32 protein-coding genes are annotated in these 26,021 nt (G+C 38.3%); 5 read left to right on the top strand and 27 right to left on the bottom strand.

What is annotated here, in order from left to right:
• Positions 1-40: 40 nt before the first annotated feature.
• The 3 genes from leuD to AWM68_RS02570 are packed head-to-tail and all read right to left on the bottom strand — an operon-like array spanning position 41 to position 3,306.
• Positions 41-664: a 3-isopropylmalate dehydratase small subunit gene (gene leuD, locus AWM68_RS02580; RefSeq protein WP_066236525.1), complete on the bottom strand. Its 624-nt coding sequence runs from the start codon at positions 662-664 to the stop codon at positions 41-43.
• Positions 664-2,088, bottom strand: a complete 1,425-nt coding sequence (gene leuC / locus AWM68_RS02575; RefSeq protein WP_066236523.1) for a 3-isopropylmalate dehydratase large subunit — start codon at positions 2,086-2,088, stop codon at positions 664-666. The genes leuD and leuC overlap by 1 nt, the downstream gene beginning before the upstream one ends.
• A gap of 18 nt (positions 2,089-2,106) precedes the next feature.
• Positions 2,107-3,306, bottom strand: coding sequence for a CaiB/BaiF CoA transferase family protein (locus AWM68_RS02570; RefSeq protein ID WP_066236521.1), 1,200 nt, complete (start codon positions 3,304-3,306; stop codon positions 2,107-2,109).
• 218 nt (positions 3,307-3,524) lie between these two features.
• Between AWM68_RS02570 and AWM68_RS02565 the strand changes: the two genes are divergently transcribed.
• Positions 3,525-4,199, top strand: a complete 675-nt coding sequence (locus AWM68_RS02565; RefSeq protein WP_066236520.1) for a GntR family transcriptional regulator — start codon at positions 3,525-3,527, stop codon at positions 4,197-4,199.
• Complete coding sequence (locus AWM68_RS02560) at positions 4,192-5,073, top strand: hydroxymethylglutaryl-CoA lyase (protein ID WP_066236518.1); 882 nt, start codon at positions 4,192-4,194, stop codon at positions 5,071-5,073. Before AWM68_RS02565 ends, AWM68_RS02560 begins: the two co-directional genes overlap by 8 nt.
• A gap of 39 nt (positions 5,074-5,112) precedes the next feature.
• Here the strand turns inward: AWM68_RS02560 and AWM68_RS02555 are convergent, their stop codons facing one another.
• The 5 genes from AWM68_RS02555 to AWM68_RS02535 all read right to left on the bottom strand — a co-directional run bounded on the left by AWM68_RS02555 (position 5,113) and on the right by AWM68_RS02535 (position 13,956).
• Positions 5,113-7,593: a restriction endonuclease-like protein gene (locus AWM68_RS02555; RefSeq protein ID WP_066236516.1), complete on the bottom strand. Its 2,481-nt coding sequence runs from the start codon at positions 7,591-7,593 to the stop codon at positions 5,113-5,115.
• Positions 7,562-9,607, bottom strand: a complete 2,046-nt coding sequence (locus AWM68_RS02550) for an McrB family protein (protein ID WP_066236514.1) — start codon at positions 9,605-9,607, stop codon at positions 7,562-7,564. Before AWM68_RS02550 ends, AWM68_RS02555 begins: the two co-directional genes overlap by 32 nt.
• A 113-nt stretch (positions 9,608-9,720) precedes the next feature.
• Entirely contained in the window at positions 9,721-10,227 is a 507-nt protein-coding gene (locus AWM68_RS02545; RefSeq protein ID WP_066236512.1) for a hypothetical protein, read from the bottom strand.
• A gap of 11 nt (positions 10,228-10,238) precedes the next feature.
• Positions 10,239-11,714 carry a DUF2357 domain-containing protein gene (locus tag AWM68_RS02540; protein WP_066236511.1) on the bottom strand — a complete coding sequence of 492 codons (1,476 nt, stop codon included), beginning with the start codon at positions 11,712-11,714 and terminating at the stop codon, positions 10,239-10,241.
• Positions 11,689-13,956 (bottom strand): McrB family protein, encoded by a 2,268-nt coding sequence (locus AWM68_RS02535; RefSeq protein ID WP_066236510.1) that lies wholly within the window; start codon positions 13,954-13,956, stop codon positions 11,689-11,691. The genes AWM68_RS02540 and AWM68_RS02535 overlap by 26 nt, the downstream gene beginning before the upstream one ends.
• 207 nt (positions 13,957-14,163) lie before the next feature.
• Between AWM68_RS02535 and AWM68_RS02530 the strand changes: the two genes are divergently transcribed.
• Positions 14,164-14,844, top strand: a complete 681-nt coding sequence (locus AWM68_RS02530) for a GIY-YIG nuclease family protein (protein ID WP_066236509.1) — start codon at positions 14,164-14,166, stop codon at positions 14,842-14,844.
• 53 nt (positions 14,845-14,897) lie between these two features.
• On the opposite strand, the gene AWM68_RS02525 is transcribed toward AWM68_RS02530, so the two are convergent.
• On the bottom strand, positions 14,898-15,719 hold the full coding sequence (locus AWM68_RS02525) for an alpha/beta fold hydrolase (protein WP_066236508.1): 822 nt from the start codon (positions 15,717-15,719) through the stop codon (positions 14,898-14,900).
• A gap of 115 nt (positions 15,720-15,834) precedes the next feature.
• On the opposite strand from AWM68_RS02525, the gene AWM68_RS02520 reads away from it, so the two are divergent.
• Entirely contained in the window at positions 15,835-16,029 is a 195-nt protein-coding gene (locus AWM68_RS02520; RefSeq protein ID WP_066236507.1) for a hypothetical protein, read from the top strand.
• Between the two features lie 113 nt (positions 16,030-16,142).
• Here the strand turns inward: AWM68_RS02520 and AWM68_RS21225 are convergent, their stop codons facing one another.
• Positions 16,143-16,286 (bottom strand): hypothetical protein, encoded by a 144-nt coding sequence (locus AWM68_RS21225; protein ID WP_156488280.1) that lies wholly within the window; start codon positions 16,284-16,286, stop codon positions 16,143-16,145.
• A gap of 179 nt (positions 16,287-16,465) precedes the next feature.
• Between AWM68_RS21225 and AWM68_RS02515 the strand changes: the two genes are divergently transcribed.
• A complete protein-coding gene (locus AWM68_RS02515) occupies positions 16,466-17,452 on the top strand; it encodes a Gfo/Idh/MocA family protein (RefSeq protein ID WP_066236506.1) in 987 nt (328 codons plus the stop codon).
• A 46-nt stretch (positions 17,453-17,498) separates the two neighbouring features.
• Here the strand turns inward: AWM68_RS02515 and AWM68_RS02510 are convergent, their stop codons facing one another.
• The 17 genes from AWM68_RS02510 to AWM68_RS02440 all read right to left on the bottom strand — a co-directional run bounded on the left by AWM68_RS02510 (position 17,499) and on the right by AWM68_RS02440 (position 26,017).
• Positions 17,499-17,780, bottom strand: coding sequence for a hypothetical protein (locus AWM68_RS02510; protein WP_066236505.1), 282 nt, complete (start codon positions 17,778-17,780; stop codon positions 17,499-17,501).
• A 12-nt stretch (positions 17,781-17,792) separates the two neighbouring features.
• A complete protein-coding gene (locus AWM68_RS02505; RefSeq protein ID WP_066236504.1) occupies positions 17,793-18,185 on the bottom strand; it encodes an SHOCT-like domain-containing protein in 393 nt (130 codons plus the stop codon).
• A gap of 12 nt (positions 18,186-18,197) precedes the next feature.
• On the bottom strand, positions 18,198-18,563 hold the full coding sequence (locus tag AWM68_RS02500) for a DUF2089 domain-containing protein (RefSeq protein ID WP_066236503.1): 366 nt from the start codon (positions 18,561-18,563) through the stop codon (positions 18,198-18,200).
• A gap of 209 nt (positions 18,564-18,772) precedes the next feature.
• On the bottom strand, positions 18,773-19,213 hold the full coding sequence (locus AWM68_RS02495; protein ID WP_066236502.1) for a YybH family protein: 441 nt from the start codon (positions 19,211-19,213) through the stop codon (positions 18,773-18,775).
• Positions 19,214-19,344: 131 nt separating this feature from the next.
• The gene (locus AWM68_RS02490; RefSeq protein WP_066236501.1) at positions 19,345-19,935 is read right to left on the bottom strand and encodes a histidine phosphatase family protein; all 591 of its coding nucleotides are present in this window, start codon (positions 19,933-19,935) and stop codon (positions 19,345-19,347) included.
• Between the two features lie 35 nt (positions 19,936-19,970).
• Positions 19,971-20,135, bottom strand: coding sequence for a hypothetical protein (locus AWM68_RS21220; protein ID WP_156488279.1), 165 nt, complete (start codon positions 20,133-20,135; stop codon positions 19,971-19,973).
• Positions 20,136-20,287: 152 nt separating this feature from the next.
• Positions 20,288-20,659, bottom strand: coding sequence for a hypothetical protein (locus AWM68_RS02485; protein WP_156488278.1), 372 nt, complete (start codon positions 20,657-20,659; stop codon positions 20,288-20,290).
• A 76-nt stretch (positions 20,660-20,735) separates the two neighbouring features.
• On the bottom strand, positions 20,736-20,915 hold the full coding sequence (locus tag AWM68_RS21655) for a hypothetical protein (RefSeq protein ID WP_197468115.1): 180 nt from the start codon (positions 20,913-20,915) through the stop codon (positions 20,736-20,738).
• Positions 20,916-21,251 carry an AAA family ATPase gene (locus tag AWM68_RS02480; RefSeq protein WP_197468114.1) on the bottom strand — a complete coding sequence of 112 codons (336 nt, stop codon included), beginning with the start codon at positions 21,249-21,251 and terminating at the stop codon, positions 20,916-20,918.
• Positions 21,252-21,329: 78 nt separating this feature from the next.
• Positions 21,330-21,896 carry a GNAT family N-acetyltransferase gene (locus AWM68_RS02475; RefSeq protein WP_066236499.1) on the bottom strand — a complete coding sequence of 189 codons (567 nt, stop codon included), beginning with the start codon at positions 21,894-21,896 and terminating at the stop codon, positions 21,330-21,332.
• Entirely contained in the window at positions 21,896-22,336 is a 441-nt protein-coding gene (locus tag AWM68_RS02470) for a VOC family protein (protein ID WP_066236498.1), read from the bottom strand. The genes AWM68_RS02475 and AWM68_RS02470 overlap by 1 nt, the downstream gene beginning before the upstream one ends.
• Positions 22,337-22,446: 110 nt before the next feature.
• Positions 22,447-22,890 (bottom strand): GNAT family N-acetyltransferase, encoded by a 444-nt coding sequence (locus tag AWM68_RS02465; protein ID WP_066236497.1) that lies wholly within the window; start codon positions 22,888-22,890, stop codon positions 22,447-22,449.
• Between the two features lie 92 nt (positions 22,891-22,982).
• On the bottom strand, positions 22,983-23,492 hold the full coding sequence (locus AWM68_RS02460; RefSeq protein ID WP_066237446.1) for a GrpB family protein: 510 nt from the start codon (positions 23,490-23,492) through the stop codon (positions 22,983-22,985).
• 102 nt (positions 23,493-23,594) lie between these two features.
• Positions 23,595-24,026, bottom strand: a complete 432-nt coding sequence (locus AWM68_RS02455; RefSeq protein WP_066236496.1) for a hypothetical protein — start codon at positions 24,024-24,026, stop codon at positions 23,595-23,597.
• Positions 24,027-24,056: 30 nt separating this feature from the next.
• Positions 24,057-24,932: an SMI1/KNR4 family protein gene (locus AWM68_RS02450; RefSeq protein ID WP_066236495.1), complete on the bottom strand. Its 876-nt coding sequence runs from the start codon at positions 24,930-24,932 to the stop codon at positions 24,057-24,059.
• Between the two features lie 138 nt (positions 24,933-25,070).
• Positions 25,071-25,502: a hypothetical protein gene (locus tag AWM68_RS02445; RefSeq protein ID WP_066236494.1), complete on the bottom strand. Its 432-nt coding sequence runs from the start codon at positions 25,500-25,502 to the stop codon at positions 25,071-25,073.
• A gap of 44 nt (positions 25,503-25,546) precedes the next feature.
• Entirely contained in the window at positions 25,547-26,017 is a 471-nt protein-coding gene (locus tag AWM68_RS02440) for a hypothetical protein (protein WP_066236493.1), read from the bottom strand.
• Positions 26,018-26,021 lie beyond the last annotated feature (4 nt).

Here is a 26,021-nt window from a genome sequence, read left to right as displayed (position 1 = left end):
TAAGTTCTATGGAGCTGATAATCTATGATGCAGTACAGCCTTAGATGGAAGCCTTTTCATTTCTTTCTATTGTGTAATAGATGCGGTGTTTTTCTTCAAAACTCGTAATCTTATCCTTAAATTCCAGTGTTGAACCGATCTCATCAAGACCCTTTTGAAGGAGCCGCTTCCGATAAGGAGTAACCTCGAAATACGCTTCAAAACCATGTGAATCTATCACTCTTTGACTCTCTAGATCAACAGATAACTGGTATCCTTTTTTTTCATTCGTCCGCTGAAACAACAGATCCACATCATCTTCAGATAGAACGATGGGCAGGATCCCATTCTTAAAGCAGTTGTTGTAAAAGATGTCTGCAAATGAGGGGGCGATGATCACCCGAAAACCATAGTCAGATAGAGCCCATGGTGCATGTTCACGGGACGAGCCGCACCCGAAGTTCTTTCTTGCTAGCAGAACAGAAGCTCCTTGGTAACGGTCCTCGTTCAGGATGAAATCTTGTCGTTCCTTCCCAACTTTAAACCGCCAGTCATAGAACAAAAACTGCCCGTAGCCGGTTCGCTCGGTTCGTTTTAGAAACTGTTTCGGAATGATGGCATCCGTATCGACATTATCTACATCGAGCGGTACAGCCGTTCCGGTAAATGAAGTAAAAGGTTCCATTAAGAGCCCACCTCCTCACGTTCTTTTGTCACCCAGTTCCTCACATCCACAAAATGTCCTTTGATCGCTGCAGCTGCTGCCATCTCTGGACTTACCAAATGTGTACGAGCCCCTTTACCCTGTCTGCCTTCAAAGTTTCGGTTCGACGTTGAAGCACATCGCTCCCCTTCGAGCACGACATCCTCGTTCATCCCAAGGCACATGCTGCATCCCGATTCTCGCCAGTCAAAACCAGCTTTTATAAAAACTTGATCTAAGCCTTCTTTCTCAGCCTGTCGTTTTACCGTCTGAGAACCTGGAACAACGAGTGCATGTAGTGAATCCGCCACTCTGTAACCGCTTACGATTTTAGCCGCTTTTCTGAGGTCTTCAATCCGGCTGTTCGTACACGACCCGATGAACACTTTATCGAGTTTGATTGAGTCAAACGGTGTTCCTGATTGAAGTCCCATATATTGAAGCGCTTTTTCTGCGGCTTTTCTTTGGGTGATCGGTAAATTCTCTGGTGATGGAACGACATCTGTAATTCCAGCTCCCTGCCCTGGATTCGTTCCCCACGTTACTTGCGGCACCACTTCACTAGCATCAAATTCTACTGTTTGGTCAAAAACGGCATCGTCGTCTGTGTACAATAACCGCCATTCAGATAAAGCCTCTTCCCATTGCTCACCTTTAGGCACGTACTGTTTATCTTTCAAATAGTTAAAAGTAACTTCATCAGGCTGGATCAACCCGGCGCGTCCACCCATCTCGATCGACATGTTGCAGACCGTCATTCTCTCTTCCATCGTTAAGTTTTGGATAACTTCTCCTCTGTACTCGATCACGTGACCTGTCGCATAGTCGTGACCATATTTACCGATGATAGAAAGAATCAAATCCTTAGCCGACGTTCCCTTTGGCAACTCACCCGTAATGTTGATCGCGAGTGTCTTTGCCTTATCCTGTTTAAGAGTCTGTGTCGCTAAAACGTGCTCCACTTCACTCGTTCCGATTCCGAACGCCAATGCTCCGAACGCGCCATGTGTTGACGTATGGCTGTCACCGCATACGATTGTCTGACCTGGCTGCGTTAGCCCGAGTTCAGGTGCGATCACATGGACGATTCCTTGCTTCTCGCTCTGTAGGTCAAACAGCTGGATCCCAAACTCCCGGCAATTTTCTTCTAATGTCTTCACCTGTTTCTTCGCCACTTCGTCCCGAAAAGGAAGTAATCGGTCTGTTGTCGGAATGCTGTGATCCATCGTCGCCAGTGTTCGATCTGGACGACTGACAACACGGTTGTTCATCCGCAGTCCTTCAAATGCCTGCGGCGACGTTACTTCATGAATGAGGTGAAGATCAATATACAGAATAGATGGCTGATCTTCTCCTTGGTAGACCACATGCCTGTCGTAAACTTTATCGTAAAGTGTCTTCCCCACGTTCTTCCCACCTCCGAATTAGATAACGCTCGTTTCTTTTAACCTCTCTACTTCCTCTTCACTGTATCCAAGCCAGTTTCTATACACTTCATCGTTATGCTTGCCCATCACCTCAGGACCAACGTGATTCACTTTCCCTGGTGTACGGCTAAGCTTTGGCACGATTCCCGGCATCGGGAATTCACCAAGTTCTGGATGCTCCACGTTCACGATCATCTCGCGTTCTTGATAATGAGGATCTTCCAGGATTTCTTTTGCTGTATAGATGAGCCCAGACGGTACACCTTTTTCATCTAAAATCTCTAAAGCGTCTTTCGCATCAAGCGATTTCGTCCAATCCTCGATCAGCATATCGAGCACCTTCATGTTCTCGCCTCTTGCGTGATGAGTGGAGAATCTCGGGTCGTCTGCGAGATAAGGCTGCTCCATCGCTTCACATAATCGCCGGAACACACCGTCCGCGTTGGCTCCAATCACGATATAGGTCTTGTCTTTCGTAAAATAGATGTTAGATGGCGCTACACCTGGGAGGATGTTGCCCATTCTTTCCCTAATATAGCCGGCAAACAGATAATCAGGAATCAGACTCTCCATAACAGAGAAGACCGACTCATAAAGTGCAGTATCTACAACTTGCCCCACGCCTGAACGCTCTCTTTCATGCAATGCAACTAAACAACCCACTGTTGAAAAGAGTGCGGCGAGTGTATCTCCGATTGACACTCCGATTCGTGACGGCGGCCGGTCTGGAAAACCAGTCACGTTCCTTAAGCCCCCCATCGCCTCTCCAACACTTCCAAATCCAGCACGGTGCTTATATGGTCCTGTCTGTCCATAACCGGACGTCCTGACCATGATGAGTTTTGGATTAATCTTTGATAACTCTTCATAGGAAAGGTTCCATTTCTCCATCGTTCCCGGACGAAAGTTCTCGATGATCACGTCCGCGTCTTTCACCATCTCTTTTAAGATGTTCTGACCTTCTTCTACTCTCAAGTTCAGCGTGATGGACTTTTTATTACGCGACTGAATCGGCCACCATAGTCCAACACCGTCTTTTGATTGTCCCCAATTTCTCATCGGATCTGATTTGCCCGGCGGCTCCACCTTGATTACTTCTGCCCCAAAGTCCGCTAACAGCCTTCCGGAAAAAGGACCTGCCAAAAGGGTTCCCAGCTCAATAACACGTATATTAGCTAAAGGAAGTTGATCGGACATGTTATCCCTCCGTTTGTCTTATTTTTAGAAGAATCATAATTTTCTTAATCTTTATACCAAATTAACGCTTTGTATACAAAAGGTCAATGGGTAATTTTAATTTTATTTTAAAAATGTTCAATAAACGTTGATTTAACAACATTTAAATTATTTATTGTCAGAAAATTATTGCAACTTAAATTCCATTTGTATACAATACGAATTAAGGAGTGGTTATCATGGATGCCTATAAATATATAAAAGAAGCCATCATACACGGAAAATACGAGCCTGGGATGAGGCTTGGAGAGGAATACCTCGCGAAGGAACTAAAGCTGAGCCGGACACCGATACGTGAAGCTATTAAACAGCTCGAGTCAGAAGGTCTTGTCACTCCGCTTAAACGCGGCGTAAGTGTCCGTCATTTCACACGAGAAGATATTCAGCAAATCTATGATCTTCGTACACTATTAGAAGGTTACGCAGCGAGTCAGGCAGCTCTTCACCGAACAGATGAGGATATTGAAAAGATGAAAGAAGCGAACTCCCGTTATGAAGAGGCGATCGAACGTTATAAGGAGGCAGACTTAAACTCTATTAAAGAGATCGTGAACTTCAACCAGCAGTTTCACGAAGCGATTATTTCAGCATGCAACAACCCACACATCTACTTTCATCTATCAAAAGTAGTCGTCGTCCCTCTCGTCTTCCGTTCGTTCTACTGGTACGATGAGTTTGAACTGAAGCGTTCTTTAGAGGTTCATAAGACAATTCTTTCAGCGATCCAGAATCAGGACTCAGAACGCGCACGTGTTGCGATGACAGAGCATATCTATCAAGGCCGTGATCAAGTACTTGCGCATTTAGAAGAAATCAAGAAAATCCATGTGTTGAAGGAGGATACTCATGATTGAAATCTGTGAAGTAGGACCACGCGACGGGCTGCAGAACGAACCAAAGCTCGTCTCCACTGAAACGAAGGTTGAACTCATCAACAAGCTTATCGACTCAGGTATACGAATCATTGAAGCTGTTTCGTTCGTGAACAAAAAAGTCGTCCCTCAGATGGCAGACGCCGAAGAAGTGATGCGTCTCGTTCCAAAACGAGATGACGTCCGATATGCAGGACTCGTCCTTAGCCGCTCAGGACTCGAACGCGCACTACATACAGACGTCGATTTCCTTCATGTCGTCACAACAACAAGCGACTCTTTTAATCAACGAAACGCTAAAAGAACGGTGGATCAGGCGGTTGAGGAACTGACGAAGGTTATTGAGGAGGGTGCAGCATCCAAAGGAGTAGCCGGTGTACTCGGAACCGCATTCGGATGCCCGTTTGAAGGTGAAGTTCCGCTCTCTAAAGTTTTAAATGTTGCGGAGTCGTTTTTAAAAGCAGGGTGTACTGAGATTACACTTGCAGACACGACCGGAATGGCGAATCCATTGCAGGTGCAGAATGTTGTTGCTTCTTTTCAACAAGAATTCGGCAAAGAATTGAAACTTGGTCTTCACTTCCACAACACACGTGGACTAGGGTTAGCTAACATACTTGCCGGTTATCAAGCTGGTGTCACCCGTTTCGACTCATCAATCGGAGGATTAGGTGGCTGTCCTTTTGCTCCAAAAGCCGTTGGCAATGTGTGTACTGAAGATATGGTGAACATGTTTAAAGGGATGAATGTGGAAACCGGGACAGATCTTGAGGGACTTGTTGAATCAGCTAAGTGGTTAGAGCGAAGTATGGAACGACCACTTGATGGGATGTTAATGAGGGCAGGAATTGCATAATTGTATATAATAAGCCTGTCCTTTTCAGGACAGGCTCTGCTATGCATTTAAAATATCCACTACTCCCTTAAATAACCGATTGGGATTGGAAACAAAGTCCTGTCTATCAATTGATATTAAACGTATACTCCCTATACGTTTCACTTGGATTTCATACTTGCCTACAGACACTAATACTTCACCTGACTGTATCTGTATTATTTCTGACGCGTGATCAAGGCTGGTATTATTTAAATCAATTTTAGGAGTGTTTGTTAACCTCCGCATTGTTCTCCAAACGGTTAATTCATCTTTATTTTTCATATAAAGTTCAGGTAATTCTCTGGCTTCCTTCAAAGTATTTAGTGTAGTTAGCATATATGAAGAAATACCATAACCAACTGGTTTGATGACTTTCTTTAAGGATTTCCAAGCTACAACAGTAAAGATTACCACTTGTTCATTGCTTGCACCCATACCGAAATTGATATCATCAATCTTACCGAAATACTCTACCCCGTTATTATTAGACACTTTACTAGAAAGGTATAGCGCAATATATCCTGCCTCTTGCCACCCTTTTTTCAAATCCTTCATAGCAATCATATATTTCTTTTGTTGAATAAATCTTTTAAGGATCTCTTCATTACTTACTAACCCAACTAAAACTTTTTCATCTAAAGAAGACTGCCAACGGTCAAGTGTACCTCTTGGCAGTATTCCTTCTTCTTGTATCTCTTCAGGACTTTTTTCTATAAGATGTTCTACAAATTGCTCGACTAACCTCGTTGCATTCGGTAGGAAAGGTAAGCCCCCGATATTAACGGAATCAATACTCTTATAAAAAGCATGCTGTTCATACAATTCTTCTTCAAACCACGGAAATAATACATATGCGCCAAATGCCGTACGTTCATATGGCCCTTTATGTTGAACAACTAGCGCATCTCGGTAACGATGCATCGTGTTTATATCATCCTCCATGGGACCAGGGCTCTTATATCGTTTTCCGTAATAACTATCCTCTACAGCAAAATCAATACGGTACTTGGCATCAAAGATATAGTTATAGCTGTAATCTTTACCTTTCTTCTCAATACTCAGCATCGTATCTGGTTTCTGTGTAATTGTAGGAAGATGTCTTTCTTCCTTTTGATATTGAAGAATAATCTTCTCCCCTGTATGTGGGTGCTGGTATACTCGTTTAGCCGAATTACTTCCATCGAGATTTACAAACAGTCCTTCTCGATTCACCTTCACCACATCTTGAGAAAGAAGTACATATTTTTTATCCAATAGTGCACCAAGCTTAAGGTAAGTCCAATACTCATAAAGCTGAGCAACATCCTTAACAGACATTCTATAAATTTGGCCATGAAGTTCCAATCCACGAGAAAGTAAAACATAGATTTGAAATGCTTCTCTATAACCAGGTGCCATTTGAATGACTAAGCTCATCACTGAACGGTCCAATTTACTAATCGTCTTCCAAAATGGATTTTTTATTCTTTGTTGAAATAGCTTTTGCATGTCTTTTATCGTCTTAACCACTTCTTGATCTGGTTCTGTTTTATATCTTCCAATAGGTGACTGTATTTTTTGCAGCAGATTTTTCAACTTATCTTCAATTCGAATCATCAACCACTTAATTAGACGGTTTTCCATCGTATCATATGAGTGTTCTTTTTTAACCTGCCATCCCTCTATAGGCATAAGCTCTTTGTCCCTTAACTTAATTCCATTTGAGACCTCTTGAAACAACGAGGCTTTTTTTCTAAGCTGATTTCGACCAAAAGAGTCCAACTTCTTTAGTTGGTCCCCTCTCACCTTTTGATGAGAGGTTATTAAGTTGCGATGCGGTTGTTGCTCAATCCTTTTGATTGCTTGTAGAAATGTCCTGAAATGATGTTGAATCAATCGATAAAATTCAGCAGCACTTGCCTCCCCCTCTACCCTAGTTCTCGCACCAAGATACGTTTTTCGTAAAAAGTGAAATGCTAAATTATAGATTTCTTCATTCACTTCATCTAGGAGCTTTCGATAATCTTCTTTATAATCAAGCTTTGAAGGAAATATCTCAAAAGTCACTGATAATAAGGCTTTTCCTTGCGTACGAATTTCAAATGTTGTTAAACCGACTTCATTTTGAAATTGAAGATTGCCCATTAGAACTTGTTTTGGACCTACTGGCACACTGCTCACAGCGTTTCGTAAAAGATGATGTTCGTGATAGAACTCTAACTCTAAATCTATTTTTGATGTAACGATAATTTGATAGTTTCCATTTTCAAAAAAGATAGGTCTAAAAGTTGAACCAGCTGCTAACACTTGTTGATCTACATCAAAAACTTTAACAGACTGAACCGACTCCCCCTCAACGTTAAATTCCATCGTTTCATTCTGAAGTTTTTTCTTATACTGAGACAATCCTTCAAACCTCTGATGATACGGTTTCCCCTTCATAAAAAGAGTGAATTCATCCGTTTCAATTAGAACAAGTTCAACATCTTCACGAACCAATCCAGAAGGAAGTGAAGCCATCTAGCTGATACCTCCTAATCATATCCACAATCTTTTGTGCTGATTTTGGATACATTGAGTTATCAAAATTAGGTAGGACATCTCCATCGTAGACTTGACTTGTGCAAATCTCATAGAGTCCTTTAAGAGTATCCCATACCCGCTCATCACTACCTGAAATTCGAGGCAGTATCTTTTGTAAGATCGATTGATCCATCGCTTCTTCAAATGTCAGTAAGTTATCTTTCTCACTATAAATTACATAAAAACAAATTTCATCTCTTACTCGATAACCGACCTGAGCTCCAATACTTTCAAGTTGATTGTTAATAATGACTAGCACTTCTGTTACCTTTTTAATTAACGCTATGTTATCTTTGTACGCATCTTTTAAATGCAAGAAGTCACCCGCTAAAGACTGATTCCTGATAGATAAAGGTTCCTGTTCTTCAAGATCTTCTAAGAAAGCAAAATGATCCAATTGAACTCTATTAAACTCGATTGTATTTGCACGGTCCAACACCTTTTTGCTAAAAGGGTGCGTTGTTTCATCCATGTTAACTGTTCCAACAATATAAACATTTGAAGGAAGAATAATGTCTCTACCATCCACCTCAAAAGGCAATACAGGTGTTGTTACAATTCCTCCATTTTCCCAGCGCCTACTTTCCATTACACTTAATAGATCACTGAAGTAATATTCAACTCGGGCTAAGTTCATTTCATCCAATAAAACAAAGTAAGGTTTTTCCGGGTCATCCATTGCCTTTTCCAGAACAGAAGTTAATGGCCCTTTCTTAAAGTCACCTTTAATATCTACATATCCTAACAGGTCAGATCCATCACTCCAGTCAGGTCGAACTGGAATTAAAGTAAATTGACCATTTTTCTCAGTAGCTCCTAAACTCTCAGAAAACCATTGGACCAATTTTGTTTTCCCAGTACCTGATATTCCCGATAGTATGACAAAAGGTTTTGTTTTTAATGATAAGTAAAAGTTGATAACCTCTTCCTTCTTATAGAAGAAGCCTTTATTTTCTATGTAAGAATGAATGTGGTTTGTAACATTTAAACCGTTTATATCACTTTTTTCTTTTATAATTGGTTTTTTATCTAAAAATGCATCTGTTATTTCCATAGGAAAACCCTCTCCAAACATGGAATACAATTGATTAGCAAAGCCCTTTGAGACAGAGTAAAAGTAGCCTTGTTTGATGTCCCCATGCTTATCAAAAGGACCTTTTTCTTCAATTCTCCAAATTTCAGGTATTTCTACTTTCGGAATTGGTTTATTTAAATCAAAATAATTAACTTTTAATAGATTTCCATCAATTTGCCATTCATCAGTTTGTATTTCTTTTGGTTTTGCATGATGTTCAGCTTCTTTATCCACAATTCCAATACACCTGATGTGCATGTTGCTGTATACAAAGACAATATCTCCTGCTTTTGCTTTTAATAAGTCAGTATGATGGGCTAACGGTGTTCCATTTTTCGCTCTTTGTGGCGCCCATAGATAACCACCACTTCTCTCTTGAACATGGGTTTTACCCTGGTTTACCCACCAGAAATTATTATTAGCAATTCCCTTAAAAGAATCTAATTTTATTGTATAAATAAAAGGATTCTCTGTTTTATAAAATTCAATATATTCTGCTTGATCCTGTGGAACATGGACCAGTTGTTTTTCGTTTTCTAACTTTCTTTCTCTAATGTATTCATAACTTTTATTAAATGTAGTTAATAGAACTTGTTTTAACGCGGCATTATTGTCATACCTTATTTGTAAAGAATCTACATTAACACCTTTCCTATCAACATTTGTTAATTGAGCATCATATACTTCATCCTCTAGAATTAACTTGATTTTATATTTTTCTCCTCTATTAACATGCGTCCCATGATTTGCTTCCTCAAAGTCTTTATGAAACTCAATAGGGACATGAGATCCATTACTAAAAATTGACCAGTCAACTTTTTTTCTTGCAATCATTTGTGGATGTAGTTTTGACCAACTTCTCTTTTCTTTTATCATCATTTACTCCTGATGGATTATCATAAAAGATAATTATTTTTATTATTTTCCGGTTGTAGACAAAGCTTCATATCTACAAATTTTTTTGTTGAGTTAACCTAGGTATACTCATACTATTCTTCTAACCACGTTGTAAAAAAACTCCAATCTCTTACGGTTCCATCTTCATTTAATAAACCAAGGTAAATACCATCACCCTTACCAACTTGCCAAATGGCTTGGGCTGTATTATCTTTTTCAGAAATTCCACTGCTCTTTATGTAATCAAAAAAGATATTTTTACCTGGACCATAATTCTCAGCGACATAAGCTACCAAGTAAATGTCCACACAGCTAGCACCCAGTTCCTTTGGATGGAAACTGAGAATATGAGATTTAAGTATCTGAATACCTTCTTCATTAGAAACAGTTAATAATTCATCTTTAATTTTATCAATATGATAAGATTGATAACTTCTTTTTTCCCACTGTTTTAATTGCTCATAATCTCCATTTACTATTACAAGCTTTTTAAGCATATTTTTCAGATTACACACAGTAGGAATGATGTTAGTATGGATACTCCTACCCCGAATATTATCAGGTAGTGTATATATAATAATATCTTTTTTGATATCCATGCTCGGCCCTCCTAGATTGAGTACCTATTGTGTTCTTCGGTTACCCCAGGCATCATCTTTACTGCACCCATCTTATATCGTTGGTGAAAACGATCAGAATAGTATCTTAGTTCTTCTACTGACTCCTGAAACGGGGTCATGATATATACTTCTTCAACAACGTTTTCATCCGTAAAGATGTTTCTGATCCCATCCCTGTACTTGTGCATTTCTCCAAGAGCAGTTCCCACGTTATTTGGCACTCTGTACTTCGGATCATAGATAAATAGCTTTTCTCCTCGCTGAATGACAATGTCGGGAATCATCCTTTGGGTGAAGGTGTAAAAAAGTGCTTTTGTGTTAGCTAGAACATGTTCAGGATTTCGATACTGAAAAACCCGTTGAAATGCGATGGTGTCTCCATTTTCCAGTTTAACAGTACTCTCTTTGTTTTCAGCTAATGAAAGAAAGATTCCGTCTGATGTAGTTTTATAAAGTTGTGATGTTTCTGCCAGCTCCCCGTTCTGTCTCGCTTGGTTGATCAGCTTCATAAAGCACCACATCTCATATACTTGAAATGTATCTTTTAGCGGTATGTGATACTCAAATCCAATCTCATACTTCTGGTGCTGATACAGCTTTTCAAACCAAGTGTTCCATTTTCGGTAGATAGGGTGCTTTCTTAACCGTTGTGTGATGGACACCTGGCCGTTATGAGGTTTGACACCAATCAAGAATGAATGGTTCAGCCAGTACAACACCTTATTTCTTAGTTTTTCTGCTTCCTCTATTAACACACCATCCCCATAATCACGGTATTGGGAAAGAAGGTGTCTTAGTTCAAGAAGTTGCTTCTTAACTAAGCGGTTTTCATACAGGTCATTCGTTTCCTGTCGTTTAGACGTCCACACTTTTTTAGGAACAAGCTGTTCTGTTCGTCCATGGTTTCGTTCCAACCAGAGTGACGTTGATGTATGGACTTGCTGAATCTTTTCACGGTTCGTTATAAAGTTTTCCTGCTTAAGAACAGATAATGGATTGCTATTGATCTTTTGAAACAACAGAGATAACTCGTGAAAGCTCCTTTTAATGTACGACCATTGTGTCCATGACAGCGTACGTTCTCTTCCACTAGTATTGAATCCATTATTTAAGCCGCTGTAATCAAAACAAACGGCTGCTTCCTCAAGTATTTCTTTCAGCATGATCTCATACTGCTCGGTCGTCATCTTTCTTTCATCGGTGTAGATGTAGGTTTTTAGGTGAGTTCCATTGATTTCAATAGTTGCTTCACCTGATTGAAAGGGCGTCTGCAGCGTTCCTCTAACTCCAGTATCATTTGGAACGAACGGAAGAGGCATTCCGTTAAACAAAATAACCGGATTGCTTTCATCCTCCAGTTTCCACTCATAAGAATTGGCTTCTCTTAAATAGGTTTCTTCAAGCGTCAGCCAGCCTTCTTCATGACTTTGGATGAAGAACTTAGCGCCAGAACTGGGTTGCTCCATAACGTTCCAGCTCCTTTTCCATTCTCAAGATATGACCATATGATTGAGATTCTTCGCCAAAATGACCTTGGAATTTTGTTTTAAGCGTTGAAAGTAAGTCGGTAATCCGCTCGTCGCCTCTTAATTTCGGCAGCATTTTTTCACTGATCACTCGATCCAGTGCAGACATAGAATCGAGATTGAACTCCTCATCCAATTCCTTATTCCGCACAAGCTTCTGAATCATCTCGTTCATCGTTCTGTAGCCAAAGTGAAGGTCGAATGATTTTAGATCATTATGGATGTCACAAAGAATATTATATTCATTACTGACCTTTGATTTAAGCGACTGATCAAGTGTTGACCAGTAATGATCAAAATCAACATCTGATAGAGTCATCACAAATGCACGATCCAATACTTTATCAGATAAGCTGTGTGTGGTCTCGTCCACGTTAATTGTTCCCAACACATACACGTTTGGAGGAATACTGATTTTTTGTGGAATATCCATTACATCCTCACGGATATGAAGCAAGATTTCCTTTCGTGACTCAACAGCACTTAAGTAATCGCTCAAGTAATATTCCACACGAGCTAGGTTCATCTCGTCTAGCACAATAAAATGAGGTTTTTCCCGTTCCTTATGAGCTGAAATTAATACCTGTAGAAACTCCGTCATTACATACTTTTTTTCGAACGAACTGTAATATCCAAATAAAGCTGTGGCATCCATCCAGTCTGGACGAACGGGAATAATTGTTAAATAAGGATTCTCAGACTCATAATCAAGGCCATAAACAGCATTTGCGTACAAACGGCAAAGCTGCGTTTTCCCCGTACCAGAAATGCCGTTTAAAATAACGAAGTGCTTGTCATCCAAGGCTGTAAGGTTTAGATGGAAGTCACGGATGATATCAATTGAAAAAGCGAACTGGCTGTTAGCTATTGTTTCGTAAATGCCTTTGAAGGAAAAATTGCTGATGTACTTTGAATCTGGAGTTTCTCCAGTTTCACCCTCATCCTCATTATTAGAAGATGTAGCTGGATTCGTATCTGGAAGCTCTAACTTTTCACTGACAAAGGCAAATAATAAACTTGCTGTCACTAATTCCTTTTTGATTATACTAATCTCTTTATTAAACGATTTTGTTTTATTGCTGTAAGTACCAAGATAATAAGAACTGCCTTCTGTTTCGATTCCATGTTCATTCAGCAGTTCCATTGCTTTTCTTGTAACTTCAATATTATCCAGATGATGGGTAGTAAAGGATTTCTTAATCCACCATTGCACCTCATCTTTTAAAACCAGATCCCGAACATTTGAATACATGTGCTGGTGACCTTCTATTGCTACACAAAGGACTTGGTTCGGGGAAATCGTTTGATCAATTTCAAAATAAACAATGTAACCTTTTGTTATTAATTGATCTTGATCATAAATAGAAAATGCTTGCCGTCTGGCTTTAGGCTTATAATTCTCGGCTTCTCCATAAATAAGGGAATAAGAATGATCTAATAATTGAATAGAATCTTGTCTACTAGGGTCATTAGCGAAGAGGTCTAAAAATTGATTCCCCTGATTATCCAATTCTTTTTCTTCAATAAGCTTTTCTCTAATCAATCCAGAGAGTTCCCATGTCTTTAATAAATCCTTCTCTAATTCCTCTTTACTGATTTTTCCGTATAATGGGAATTCCATACCAAAATGATAGAAAGGACGTTTTCTTTGCTTTTTGAAGTCAGTAAATACAGACTTGAATACCGTTCTTGAAACCCTTTCTTTTTTAAACCACTCTGTTTGGAAATAGATCAAGAGATCCTCAGGTGATTGTTGAATAGCAGGCATTAATTTATCTATTCTCATTAAATACCAAATGGGAAAAAAGTTAGAGTCAATCGAAATATAAAGCTTTTGATCTACACCGTTTAACTCAAGTGTTAACAAGTTTACTTCTTGTTCTCCGATTTTCTCATTAAGAGATACATGATACTTTCTTCCTGTATTTGAAGTTTTCTTTTGTTCAGCAAATTTAGGGTTTTTAGAATCACTGTATGTAGTTTGTAATGTAACTGAATAATCTCTTAAAAATCTGTTTGCAGTAAGCAGATTATGTTCATGGCAAAAATTCTCAAAAAACGTCTTTATTTCAGGGTGGATATTATCTAATACAATTCGACATCTGTCTGAGGTGTCATTTTCATTAAAGATATTTTGATAGCTTGAGAGATTGAATGTGGTTGTAGACGTGTTATTCACCATAGCTCAAATTCCCTTCTCATTAGATTTTTTAATAGCTTTCCAGAATTAACAATCACCATTAAACTTTAATCCCATTATGATGAAATTGATACACTTATCTTGAAAATCCACTAATTATATAATATATCATTTGTAATGTTTTCCATATTTTATTATTCTACTAATATAGATATCATTTAACTATTTTTTGGAAATGAGTGATTAGTAATGCTTAAAGGACTTTTATCATTTTTAAACAAAAAGAGCAATAATGAGCCACCTATACAAAATGTTCTATTTTCTCCTCAAAAAATTTACTTATACCAACCAGATCAGAATGAAATTCAAAAAATAATAGATTCACCTTTCCCAAAAGGAGAAGCTCCGGGTTATGTTTATTTTGTGCAAGAACATATGAATGGAAGCTTTAAGATTGGAAAGACAAAACATATAGAAAAACGTATGAATGTTTTTGGTGTTAAACTACCATTTAAGAATGAACTTATTTACCTGATTAAAACTGGTAATCATCATCAAACAGAAATGGCTTTTCACAAACATTTTTCTCATAAACGACTTGAAGGAGAATGGTTTGAGTTAAATCAAGATGATATCAATTGGGTCAAGGAACAAAAATACACGCATGGGATAATTACTTCCATTCATTCGAAGCTATTAGAAGAGTTGCCTGGTCAATCTAATTCGGAAAAAATATATTTAACACCTAAACAAATTGATTACGCCAAATCAATGATAACTAAATTAAATAGATACGAGCTTGTTATCAGTGATGCCGAACTTACTAAAAAAGACCTTGATCGCTTAATCATGTATTTCAAGTTTAAAAATAAAGGTACACTTGCTAATATGGTTAAAGAAGGTATTTTAAAAGAAAAAGTAATTACATAATTACCAAAAGCTGCCCAGGTTGGCAGCCTTTCTTGTTTAAACATTCAATTTACTTAAAGCTTAGTATTTAAATTGACCCGGTCCAGCCAGTCACCAACATGAGTATTTAAAAGCTCACCCTGGTCAATCTGCAAGTTATGCCCTGCAACATCAAATACGGCAAACGTAGCTCTCGGATATTTATCAAGTATGTCAAACACGTCTTTATAACCTGTAATATGGTCTTGCCTACCCGCTATGAAAACACTTGGTTTCGGAAACACTTCTTGATCGATGCTGAACGAGAATTCATAAGCTCCTGAGATTTTTTCTAAGAACGCTGGATCTGCTATCTTCATTCCAGCTACGACTTCTTCGTTGTACCTTTTCCATGTGTATTCATCTAACTTCACATGAATTCCTTTGAAGTCTTCTCTTTTTTCTTCTGTTAAGGTAGTAAGAAATTCGTGGTCGACTTGTATGTTGGCATGCTCTGGCAGTGTTCTTGCGTTTTTATCCGGAATAATCATCGGACAGATAAACGCTGCACCCATTACACGCTCAGGCATTTTCGCGATAACTCCCCTTGTGATATATCCGCCATATGATTCTCCTGCTATTAAGAAAGAGTCCTCCTGCAATTTCGTATCAATGAACTGAATAACCGCCACTAGCATCTCATCAGAGTTTTGAATAGATTCGTAGTCTTTCGTCTGCCCCATTCCTGGCAGGTCGATATAGATCCGTCTGTATCCATCTCTCTCTTGAAAGATTGGTTCCATGCAGCCTTTCATCAAACGATGGTCGGGCGAGAATCCATGGATCATGACGATCGGTGTTCCTGATCCGATTTCTTCATAATAGATATTGGCTTTCTGAACATTACAATAAGGCATCGTTTACCACTCCTTCTTCTATCTTTTCCGTTCGGCAAAAGATGGCAGAATCCTTCAACGTTTGCTATGTATGGTAAAATGGAGTTATTCAATTTGGTTTAAGGAGCGTTTTCTTTTGAAAAATTATCTTATTCGGTTAGCGTTTAGCCTGATGACGATGGTCATCCTTTATGGCGTCTTTTATATGGTTGGCCTACACACCAAAACATTTGCCCCATTCATCATCTTGCCACTCGGGATTGCTGGTGGTTATGGTGCTTTGTATGTTTATAAAATGATTCAAGATGCTAAGAGGAAAGAGAACTTTTAGTGGAAATAGATGCGAAAAAAGAGCTGATTCCCATTCAGCTCTTTTCTTCTTATTCTCATTTAAAAAAAGCGAAGATCCCCTAAGGTCTTCGCTTTCTTCATGTATGGGTTCTATTATTTCGGATTCAGCGACGTAAGTTCGAATTCTGGTTTGCGTTTTTCTTGTTCGACGAGTGACTGTTCTTTTAGCACATATCGTGATACTGGCAGTTCTAAAGGCTTTGTTGTTAGCTGTTCATGGTTTGTCATTGTAAGCATAACACATTCCTCCTCACCAGGTTTTGTTCTATCTTTACCCTGGATATTATCTTAAGAAACCTTTTTCAACAAAAATAGTGCAACAGTCCTCATTATTTGTCTAAAACATGACGATAGGAGTAGAATACATACTATGAAAAGCTGCAGGCTTTTGCCTACAGATAATGAAAGGATGTTGAATGTTGAATTTTGGTGTGATTGGAACGAACTGGATTACAGAAAGCTTTATATCTGCAGCCCGTGAAGTAGAGAGTTTTACATTAAGTGCGGTCTACTCCCGTACAGAAGAAAAAGCGAAAGAATTTGCGGAGAAAAATGGTGCGGAACATACATTTACGGATGTGGAGGAAATGGCAGCAAGTTCTGTCATCGATGCGGTGTATATCGCAAGCCCGAACTCGTTTCATGCTGAGCAAGCAATAACGCTTATGAAGCACGGCAAGCATGTGATTTGTGAAAAACCGATCGCGTCTAACGCTGCTGAAGTAGAAAGAATGATTGCTGTCGCAAAAGAAAACAAGGTGCTCTTAATGGAAGCGATGCGTTCAACCGTGACCCCGAACTTTAAGAGTATTCAAGAAAACTTACATAAGATCGGAACCATCCGCCGCTATTTTGCGAACTCGTGTCAGTACTCTTCCCGCTATGATAAGTATAAGGAAGGAACTGTACTAAACGCATTTAGACCCGAATTCTCAAACGGATCACTGATGGATATCGGCATTTATTGTCTGTACCCAATGGTCGTTCTGTTTGGAGAGCCTAATGAAGTTAAAGCTAACGCGTATTTGCTGGAGTCTGGAGTGGACGGTGAAGGCAGCATCACATTAAACTATGGTGATAAAGACGCAGTTGTGATGTACTCGAAGATCTCGAACTCGTACGTGCCGTCTGAGATTCAAGGCGAGAACGGAAGCATCCTGATCGACCACATTCAGGACATGACGAAAATCGAAATCCGTTATCGTGACGGAAGAACCGAAGATATTACGGTGAAGCAAGACAAGCCGAAGATGTATTACGAAGCGAAGGAATTTATTGAATTGATCGAACGTGGTGAGCTGGAGTCCAAGGTGAATTCACATGAAAATTCACTCGCTGTGATGAAGATCATGGAAGAAGCGCGTAGACAAGTAGGATTGGTGTATCCAGCAGATCAGAAATAAGATGATAACGACCAGATCATATCTGGTCGTTTTCTTATTTGAAACCTTATAATTTAACAATCACTTCCGTTCCATCTTGTGCTTTCACATTCACAATTTCTAGGCCTCTATGCTTTTTTAGCTCTTTAATAATACGATTCAGTTCTCTTTTATCAATAGAAGGAATGGTAAAGTCTATGTTCTTCTGCTCTAGGTGAGGCTTCGACCATTTGTTTGCGTGTCGAATGAGCAGTTTGGAAGTGATGATTGACGTACAGATGTTTAATAGGATATATGGAACTGGTATGGAGAATTTCGCCCCTTTTGTTTTCACACGAACATGTAGCATAGGCTGTGTCTCCTACTCAATAACGACAGATACGGTATCACCGTTTGCCGATTTCACATCAACAATCTGGCCGTCCAGTTCATGATCGATGGCTTCTAAGATCAAATCGATATTAATATCTTTTACATACTGCTCAGATTGAGGAATCTTTGAAGCAATGTTATGGCCAGCTGCTAAAACAAGTTTTACGAGTTTAATCGGTACGTTTACATTCACGTTGTCACTTTCAGCCGATACCACTCGGATTTTTAGCATTTTGTCGCTGTAACTAGCAGGCGTCTTTAATGGTCTAACCGTTGTCGTGCTTTCTTTTTCTTTTAGAACTTGAATCAATTCTGATCCCTTTTCCGTGTCGATCTTTCCTTCTTGAACCATGGTAAGCACTTTTTCAATCTCACTTTTCATGTCACATTCCTCCTATTCATCTTTTAACATTTTGATTGCTTCATCTGCAGAGATCTCTCCACGTTCAAGCATCATTACGATCTTTTTCTCGTCTACCTCATTCTTCTTTTTTTGTTCATAGCCTAATGAAGAGGCAATGTCATTCAGCTTGCCTCGAACCGTTGGGTAGGAAATCCCCAGTTCTTTTTCAACTTCTTTAATATTGCCTCTGCATACGAGAAAGACTTCCACAAAATGAAGCTGTTCTTTCGTTAGTGAGGCAAACTTAGATAACTCGAATTCGTTCTCGATTGTCGTATGGCAATGCGAGCAATGCAGTTTCGTAATCTTGAGTGTTTCGGTACAAACCGGACAATTCGTAAGTAAAGGATGAGCCATATCAGATTCCTTTCTTTGTTAATTTAATTTGATTATATACAACAAAGTTAAAAAAGTGAACAGAATTTATTAATATTTTTAATTTTACTTTTAATAATATTTATTTACAGATTAAATATTTGTTCATTTTTGTGAGTTTTTATCGATTTCTTTAAACTACCATAAAAAAAGACCTTTCTTTATAGAAAGACCTCATTACTACATGTATATTATTTTAGCTCAAACATCCCTTTTCCAGTTTGCATATCTATTGGCAATGATGAATGTTCGTGTGTGATGAACCATGACTCATTTACCTTTTTTAAGCCAAACGTAAAACGATTTGTTATTTGACGAAGTTTCTCTCCTGAGTCCCCTTTGTAAGCAGCGAACGTAACAGCACAATAAACAAATGCAACGTTCGTCTCTTCCTCAATCCTTAAGTCATTAAAATCTACTTTTAATAATTCTCCGTCTTCACTCAAACCAGTAAACCACTTTATCACGTTTTCTCTCCATGAAGAAATACCCTTACTCTCCCATTTTCCCCAGCAATCATAAATATGTACATCAGAGGCATAGATCGATAGGAATTTTTCAGCATCTTTTTCATAAACAGCACTTTTATAATTTTCGAGAACGTCCTGAACTTTACTAATACCAATCATCATTAAGTCATCTCCTTTATAAAAGGTTAGGTTCGTTTATTATTTCCCTATATAACCCTTACTTCCTTCTACAACAAAAGCTTGAGTCAGAGTTATAATAAAAAACGCGTTGATCCTTCTTAGATCAACGCATCCTATGATAGAGTATGATTTAAATGTCGTGTACAGTTATAAAGCGAACAATCCCATTTGTCTTCAATATGGCTTAAGATAGTAATGGATGTATGATCGATATAGGTCTGCTGGAATTTCTGAGGAAGTAACTTTTGTAAGGTTAATCCGATTAAAGCACCGTGACTGACTACCAATATTCGATTACCTTTATATGTACAAACGATATCTTTCAAAAAGTCTATGCCTCTGTTAGCTACATCCTTAAAGTTTTCCATACCAAGTTCTACCTTACGCCATTCGGTACCCCACTTTTTAACCCTTTGTTCTTCGGTAGTGCCTTCAATCTCACCGCAATTTATTTCTCTTACCCTTTCATCCATATGACGAATGGGCAAGCCTATTATACTTCCAATAATACTTGCAGTTTCAAATGCTCTCGATAAGTCACTCGTAATTATCATATCCCAAGGTTCTTCATGAGATAGCCGTTCTCCCATGTTTGTGGCTTGTATTCTGCCGTTATCATTTAAAGGGATATCACTTACTCCTTGAGCCTTACCTAATGAGTTCCATTCAGTAATTCCGTGCCGAATCAGCCCTATGGTAGTCATCTTTCCACCTTTTCTTATCCCTTTGATTTGTTGAACTATTTTGTTGAACGTTTAGCCTCAGGAGGTTCCTGCATACACATATACTTAATATCACTGTGTTTTACATTTGTTTTAAGACCCTTACGTTTATTTTTTCTATCAATAAAAACAGCTAAACCAATAATCAGGACTAGTGGTACAAACAGATACAACCAAAACATACAAATATCCCCCTCAAAATATATTCAATTTCCATAATTTACATTTCGGGATATATCTTCAAAAGTCCTTTATTGCTACCTATAACGGTACCTGCTTCATTACAGATGACATCATCAACGTTACACGACTCCGACCCTAACATGTCCCCTAGCTAAATCCCCTCTGGAAAATAAAAAATCGTATAGTTCTCATTCCATCTATCACGATGTACACTGATATTTCCTTGAACACTTTCAAAATAGTAAGTATCACTACTACTTTTCTTTTTGTAAGACCATCCCTTATCTTTCATTAACATTTTGAGATTATCATCTGCCTTTTCGTTAATTGAAATATACCATTGATAACCCTGATGTTTTGAAGGAATCTTCACCATTTTACCTTCTGATTGATTGACCATCTTTAGTACTGCTTCTACATTTACGTTCTTAACTGGAAACGGCTCATAAAATATATTAAATATTACAATACCAATAATGAAAACGGACGATACGAGAAAGACGTACCTTTGTCTTTTATTCAATACCTTAGTCCTCCCAATCAATTGATCCTCCCAAAACTACAAGCTCTTCTAAAAATTCGGTTGTTTAACCATCAATTTAGTAACTTTCATGGTTTTTTTCAGTTTGACGTATGATCTCATCAACAACGTGATCGATTGGTGCGGCAGCGTCGATTATCATCCCGTTCTTGGGAACGCCTTCTTTCGTTTGATGCAAGCGCGTAATGAGTTCTCGTTCCTCTGGTCTGCCACCCCAGTCAGTTGGGTCCAGTGCCACTCACTCATCAATCCGCCCGAGACATGTTTCCAGATCGACCTCAAGTAAAAACACGCCATCGAAGAGATCGATAAACTTGCGGAAATTTCGCGAACCGCCACAGAAAAATGTTACAGACTGATCCTGATTGGCGACCAAAGCTTTTACTTTATCCACATGCCAAATGTGGTGTTCGGGTTTAGAGCCATTCGTAGGAACCCCTGTATCAGGATCGCCTTGATAAGCCAATTCACGGTCACCATGAATAGCATGGTAGCCTCGCCGCTGTAATTCGTTGCAAACCGTCGTTTTGCCGGCACCGGAAACGCCTTCAATCAGATAATTTCGAATGCCCACGATTTGACCTCCTTCCCCTTAGAATTGCTCTTGAAGACTTGCATTAGAATATTTTTCCTGACTTTCATTTAAACATTGTTAATTTATTTTAGAATAAATACAAGTATCAGCCAGCTTGCTGCCATCTGCGGAAAGATCCTCATTCCTTAAAGTACCTTCAAGTACAAAACCAAGTTTTTCAGGTATGGACCGACTTTTAAGATTACTTGAGTCACACCTTATTTCAATTCTCTTAAATGCGAGGTGATTTAGGCCGAAGTTAAGTAACTCTTTTACTGCTTCTGTCATATATCCATTCCCACTATATTTTGTATTCATCCAGTATCCCATTTCACCCTTTGGAATGTCCCAGTCAATCCTATGAAGGCTTATCGTTCCAATTACGTCCTTCCCACCGACTTTATCAAAAATAAGAAAACGAAAACTCTCTCTTTTTAAAAAACTTATATGAGCATTCCTTAACAGGATCTCTGTTTCTTCAACAGTAGGAAGCTCTTGGAAAAGTGACAACCATGCTTTTAATTCATGAAAGGAATCTCTAATAGCTTTATTCACAATTTCTCCTTCTCCAGTTTGAAGGGGCGCTCGGAGAATTAGCCTTTCTGTTTCTAGTTGTAAAGGAATATCTAATAACAAAGGATTCATTATTTATTTCTCTCCTCCGCTAACTCTAAAATAATTCCCTCTGGACCACGAACATAGCATAACTTATAACGATCTTCATATTGCTCGATCTCACTAAAGATTTCCGTACCCTTACTTTTCAAGTTTGCAACAATCGCTTCAATATCTTCAACAGCAAAGCAAATGTGCCGGATCCCGAGCGTATTCGCAAGAGGTTGTTGAGTATCTAATTCACTCGGCGGCGTATGAAATTTGACGAGCTCTATCCATACTTCACTCTCTGGCATCCCCAACCCTACGCATGCCGTTTTAACACCTTTAAGCCCAACAATCCTGTCCAACTGTTCTCCTTCCATTTCCCATTCCGCTTTTACTTCAAGTCCTAAATCAAGAAAGAACGCCTTAGCCTCTGAAAGATCGTTTACATTTATACTCACATGATCGATTCTATTAATCTTCATACTCTTTTCCTCCTCTTAAAACGGAAAATAAACTCATTTGTTCGATAAGTTCAATAAAAAAGAGCACTTCTCCTTCTTGAAGAGATGCACCCATTGTTGAATAGGAAAAATCATAGATCCTTCTTTACTACTAACCTATGCTCGTTTATTTGATAGTTATTCTTCAGATAAAACGCTTCTGCAAGCCCTCCGTTAGCTGTTAATAAATACAGACTTTGAATCTTTCTTTTCTTTAATTCATTTTCTAAATGCTGAAGTAATTTAGAGCCGTAACCTTTCCCTTGTATTTGGCTATTAATGCACAATTCAGCTAAGTAAAAAGTCAACCCTGAATAGGATTGTTTACCATTCCCAGCAATAAATCCTATTAAGTCATTGTCCTCATATAGCAAAAAGCCAAGGAATTTAGGTGTATGTACTAAGTCTGTAAGTCTTTCTTTAGCACTTTCATAGGTCCAAGCCTCATTCCAAGGGGAACTGTTAAAGACATTCATATATAGTTGGATACACGGTTCTATATTATCAGTTGTAAAAGGTACAATCGTTTCTGTCATGATAAACTCCTATCTATGTTCCTCAAACATAAGTTGTTTACTAGTAAGTATAGAAGAATTGCATCCAATTGCGGAAGAACAAGATTCATTGTTTACTTCCAATCAACAGCTTTCTTAATTAATTCATCAACAAATTTCTCTTTAACTTCTTGATATTTATGTGTATCATCAGGGAACTGTTTTGCCAAAATCTTTTTAAGATCTCCGTAATTTTTTGCATCCTCTGGATGATTGATTAAGTAATCTTTAAAGGATAAATGTGCGTTAATGTTTTTATTTCCAAGTTGAAAGATATGAATGTGATGAGACCTTTTATTTTTACCTTTTGTAAAATATCTTCTTCCTTTTATTCCGTGTTCACCCCTTGGTTCATAGCCTAAACACGACATTTCTGCATTGAACGTATTTACTTTGTCGATATCTTTTACAACGATTAAGATATCTATTATTGGTTTTGCATAGCCTACTGAAGGTATTGATGTACTCCCTATATGATAAATCTCAATGAGCTCATCTTTAAAAATATCTTTGAGTTTACTTTCTTCTTTCGCATATACTTTTCCCCATTCTTCTGTCCAAGGAAGTATTTCTGTCTTTCTCATCACCACTTGCTCCTCCTGCGATATTTTTCACCTCTTTAAAACTTGTGATTTATTGCCCAATCTTGCTACATGAAAAAAAGGCACAAAAAAATAGTAGCTGATCTAAAATAAACCTACTTTTATATGATTCTTATAAATATCTACTTTGTTTGCCGTAACATTTAAAGATTGCAGCTTCCCATTGATTGTAAGGCGAATATTGAACGCTAATGGGAATTCAATTTTTTTAACCATATCTTCCAATGCAAAGTATTCATCTAGTTTCTCTTCATAATAAACAATGGAACTAATTACTGCTTCGTCGTCTTCAAGATCAAGGCTGCACATCATAGGATAGGTATCCCCATTATTTGTAGTTAATTCCCCTAATACGATCGAACCGTTTAATTCTTCTGTAAAGTTTTTGGTTTTCGATGGTCTTACCCAGGTCTCATCTTGTTCTTCATTTTCTTCTTCATCTATTACCCATTCCCATATAGGATTTTCTTTTAAATCTTTAATGGATAATTCTTCGACTGGTTTGCTAGTAGCCATTGTGTACATCCTCCATTTACTGGACAAATATTATTCCTCATCATCAAAGTCAATCATGACTCCAACAACCTTTTTTGAGATGTTATATTTTACTTTTACCTCGTACATTCCGTCACCATAACCAGACATGGAAACCGCACCACCTGATACAACTCCTCCCTGTGCATCTGAAGCAGTTAACTCGTCAAACATGATGATTTCGTCTCTACCGAATGTATTAAAATCAAAAATTCCTGCTTGTGCAGAGTCAACTCCAATCGGTTTTTCACAAACATGCCATTTTCCACTTGGTTTCTTTTCCTCGCAGAATACAAATAAGTTTTTAACAACTTCATCAGGAGTATAGGAAATGGAAGCTGTCCAATTCCCATTTTTCACATTGAGAAGTACGATTTGCAAATCAGCTTCATCATCCACTTTATAGTAGGGGTCAGTAACTATTAGCTTTCCGCTTTCAACCATAAAAGTGCCAAGTTTATTTGGTTTATTCGCATTCTCTTTCGGCACATGCCAATCAATAAATTCACTTAATGATGAAGATGGGTACTTGCTTATCCCCGTTTTGTCATTCCACCTATAAATGAGTTCCTGCATAAATCTTTTCCTAATTCGATAGCAAAGTTTGTCACCATTCATTTTTTCACCAATACAGACCATATCACTCGGTAGATTTTTTGGTCTGTTTTGATTTTTTGTTTCTATATCAATCGTTAGCTCCGTTTGTTCATTCGTTGGAATCGGGTACAACGTCCAATCTCCAAATTTTGCTCCATTCGTTTCTATGAAAAGTTCCTTGTATTCATCTGGAAAAATAGCTCCAAGTGCTTTTTCTGTTTTCTTCAAATCAACTAACGACACACCAGCTACTTTCGATGTTGGATTAATCATGTTTATTACTTTCTTCATCTCTTCCTCCATGTTAAATACCGATTACTTCTTCATACTTCATAGCAATAAACTATGAGGGGTTTTAAGTACTTTCAATAAATAAACTGGACGGTTGCAGAATAAAAATAGCGTTTAGCAGCTGTTGTTAAACACACTTTACGAAACTAGAAACCGTTCTTTCACTCTGCTAATATCTGCCCATAATTCTGCTTCATTTACAGCAAATAATTCTTTCTTCAAGCGCTTTATCATCAGTTCTAAAGAGAGAACGAGATGACTTATAAGAAAATCCCTGATACTATTTGGCATTTGGTTTTTCCATTTTGACTCGGGCATCCCAATATCCATTGTTATGTAACCCTGTTTTTTGCTTAATCTGAGTTTGTCACACCCTTCAATGCCAAAGTGCCATAGTTCGCCGTCGACTCTTAAGATTAGAGCTAATTCATTGAGTTCTTTACAATAGGATTTCTTGCAATATCGATCTAGTAATAAGTTTAACTCCTCTAAGTGCGGTCCTACTGCTTGATCCGCATTTGCATCTCCCATTTGTGCACCAAAAGTAATATATGAGTTCTTACTTTCCAATTCTCCCACCTCATACTAACTGGTTCTATCTATTAGCATAAAAGCTAGTTAACTTCTACGCCAAAAGTGTAAGATACTTCTCCATCAGACCATTTGGCTAATACTTCATATATGTACCGGCCTTTACTTGATGGAACTGCCAGTTGGTTGTTCTTTACGTTGACTTCTTTCTCCCTGCCGCTCTCATTCCACTGGTAAACCGATATCTTAGGATTTTCTTCAATCTCAATATTTACTGTAGCATTCGGCTGTACCTTGATAGCTCGAAAGCTTTCCCCGATCTGGTTTGGAGATGCGGCATCTGTTGTTACCACCTCCGTGTCTGATCCCTTTTTTCTTTCCCAACGATAATTCCCTTGCTGCATTTCATACTTTTTTCCTTTCACATCCATGTATCCTGCCATCACTGGAGGAAAATCATCAAACTCTTTATCCTTTCCTGCTGTATTAATTGTACAGCCCGTTAGCCATAGTAAGGTAAAGACAGTGAACAAGCGTATAAATTTGGTTTTCAATAAG

It is taken from the genome of Fictibacillus phosphorivorans, assembly GCF_001619875.1.
In the GTDB taxonomy this organism is placed as follows: domain Bacteria; phylum Bacillota; class Bacilli; order Bacillales; family Fictibacillaceae; genus Fictibacillus; species Fictibacillus phosphorivorans_B.
The sequence above is the reverse complement of the archived record's forward strand: the minus strand, read 5'-3'. Positions and strand labels throughout refer to the sequence as shown.